At 64.2% G+C, this 2,403-nt stretch carries 3 protein-coding genes; all 3 read right to left on the bottom strand.

The window, feature by feature from the left end:
• Positions 1-29: 29 nt before the first annotated feature.
• Positions 30-1,559, bottom strand: coding sequence for an IS66 family transposase (gene tnpC, locus R2N11_RS26315; RefSeq protein ID WP_009238807.1), 1,530 nt, complete (start codon positions 1,557-1,559; stop codon positions 30-32).
• 62 nt (positions 1,560-1,621) lie between these two features.
• Positions 1,622-1,948 carry an IS66 family insertion sequence element accessory protein TnpB gene (gene tnpB / locus R2N11_RS26310; protein WP_131807846.1) on the bottom strand — a complete coding sequence of 109 codons (327 nt, stop codon included), beginning with the start codon at positions 1,946-1,948 and terminating at the stop codon, positions 1,622-1,624.
• 5 nt (positions 1,949-1,953) lie between these two features.
• Positions 1,954-2,325: an IS66-like element accessory protein TnpA gene (gene tnpA / locus R2N11_RS26305; RefSeq protein ID WP_004633552.1), complete on the bottom strand. Its 372-nt coding sequence runs from the start codon at positions 2,323-2,325 to the stop codon at positions 1,954-1,956.
• Positions 2,326-2,403: the final 78 nt, after the last annotated feature.

The following is a 2,403-nucleotide window of genomic DNA, read 5'->3' as shown; positions in this document are numbered from 1 at the left end:
GTAAGCACCCGGTGAACCCGTCTTGCCAGCTAGGTGGCGCTGGGCGTCCAGCGATGCGGGAGCAGTTCGGCGATGTCGGCCGCCTTGTGGGTCGGCAGTCGCGTGAGGACGTCTTTCAGATAGGCGTAGGGATCGTGCCCGTTGAGCTTGGCCGATTGGATCAGGCTCATGACGGCAGCCGCGCGTTGACCGGCGCGCAGTGAGCCTGCAAACAACCAATTGGAGCGACCCAGGGCAACCGGCCGGATCTGTCGCTCGACGTGGTTGTTGTCGATGGGCACCGTCGGGTCGTCGAGGTAACGCACGAGAGCCGGCCACCGCTTGAGGCTGTAGTCAATGGCCCGCGCGATCGCCGAGCCGTCTGGGACGCGGCGTCGCTGTTCCTCGAGCCAGGCGTGCAGCCGCTCTAGAATCGGGCCAGCCCTTTGTTGCCGCGCTGCCAGGCGCTGGTCTGGCTCAGCATCCCGCACTTGCGCCTCGATCTCGTACAAGCTCACCATGTAGCGCAGTGCCTGGCCCGCCAATTCGCTCTTGTGCTTGTCGTGCAGTTCAAAGAACTTGCGCCGCGAATGGGCCATGCAACCGATCTCAGTGACGCCACCGTCGAAGCTGGCCTTGTAGCCGGCGAAGTCATCACATACCAGCTTGCCTTGCCACTGCCCCAGGAACGCGCGAGCGTGCTCGCCGCTGCGGCTGGGCGCAAACTGGTAAATCACCGCGCGCATCTTCTCGAACTCGCTCGGCGCATAGGCCCACAGGTAGGCGCGGTGCGTCTTGCCATTGCCGGGCGCGAGCATCTGCACTGGCGTTTCGTCGGCGTGCAGAACACCGTGGCTCAGAACCTCTTCTTGCAGGGCGTCCACCAGCGGTTGCAGACGCACGCCACAGATGCCCACCCACGCGCCCAGTGTCGATTGCGGGATGGCCAGACCGGCGCGCGCATAGATGCGCTCCTGCCGATACAGGGGAAGGTGGTCGCCGAACTTGGACACCAGCGTATGTGCCAGCAGTCCGGCCGTCGGGATGCCTTTGTCGATGACGTGGGGTGGCACCGGCGTCTGCACCAGCGTCTCACACTGATCGCACACCCATTTGCCGCGGATGTGACGCTCCACGGTGAACGTGCCCGGCGTGTAGTCCAGCTTCTCGCTGATGTCTTCGCCAATGCGCTTGAGCGCACACCCACAGGTGCAGGTCTCTGCGTCCGGCTCGTGGTGGATGTCGGTGCGCGGCAACTGCGGCGGCAATGCCTGGCGCTTGGGCTTGCTCTTGGCTTCAGATTTGGACGACGGCAGGAGCGCTTCCAGTTCGGTCTCAATCGCCTCGAGGTCTGCGTCAATGGCTTCGTCCAGCAGACTCGCCTGTTCAGATGTCAGTTGCTCGCTGCGCTTGCCGAACTTCCAGCGCTTGTGGATGGCCAGCTCGTGTGTGAGCTGGTCGATCTTGGCTTGCCGGTACCGCAACTCCCGGTCCTTCTCGCCGACCTGGGCCATCAACTGCGCAGCCAGTGTGCGCAGTTCGTCCGGGCTCAGGGCATCGAGGTTGGTGGGTAGGTTCATGCGGCGAGTCTGCCAGAACCCCAAGTCCTCTGGAAGGAAGCCAGTTTACGGCTTTGGGGGTATTACACGACCGTGATCGCGTGGTCGTGGGTGAGCGTCTGCCAAGGCAGCCCCGTCACCAGCGCACGCAATTGCTCGGGATTGAGCGCCGTGGCGATCGCCTGGTCGCCGTTCGTCCAGATGAAGCGCCCCTTGTTGAGGCGCCGCGCGGCCAGCCAGATGCCGAAGCCGTCGTAGACCAGCACCTTCATGCGCGTCGAACTCTTATTGGCAAACAGGTAGGCGTGGTGGGGGCGTGCCGCGCCGAACACCTTGACGACCCGCGCGAGGATCGTTTCGGTACCGGCGCGCATGTCCAGCGGCTCCACGGCCAACCAGATCGCGTCCACCCGAATCAACGCAACCACCCTTGCAGCCACTGGGCGCACTGCGCTGCGGCCGATCCCGGCCAGCGAAGACTGATCGTCGTCGCGCCACGGCGGACTTCGATCTGGATGTCCGGCACGGCAGTGGTCGGCTCGCCGATCCGCAACGGGATGAACTCGCCTTGCGGCACCCTCATCAACTCGCGGTCCTCAGGCGCGCCATTCTTTGCTTCCTGCTCGGCGACCCAGCGCCGCAGCAGATTCGCATTGAGGCGATGGTGCAGGGCTATCGCCGCGATCGAAACACCCGGCTGCATGCACTCCTGCACTGCCTTGGCCTTGAACTCGGCGCTATGCCGACGTCGGCGCCGTATTGGCGCGCTCTCTTCGATAGTGTCCACGTGTCCACCTAGAACTAGATGGACACGATGCTCCTTGCTACGCGGGTCCCCTTCAAGACGGGTTCACCGGGTGCTTAC

Source organism: Ralstonia flaminis, assembly GCF_958415495.1.
Classification (GTDB): Bacteria; Pseudomonadota; Gammaproteobacteria; order Burkholderiales; family Burkholderiaceae; genus Ralstonia; species Ralstonia flaminis.
The sequence above is the reverse complement of the archived record's forward strand: the minus strand, read 5'-3'. Positions and strand labels throughout refer to the sequence as shown.

What these genes read in the sequence shown, in the direction of transcription:
- tnpC (WP_009238807.1), bottom strand. Translation starts at nt 1,559, where the DNA reads ATGAACCTACCCACCAACCTCGATGCCCTGAGCCCGGACGAACTGCGC.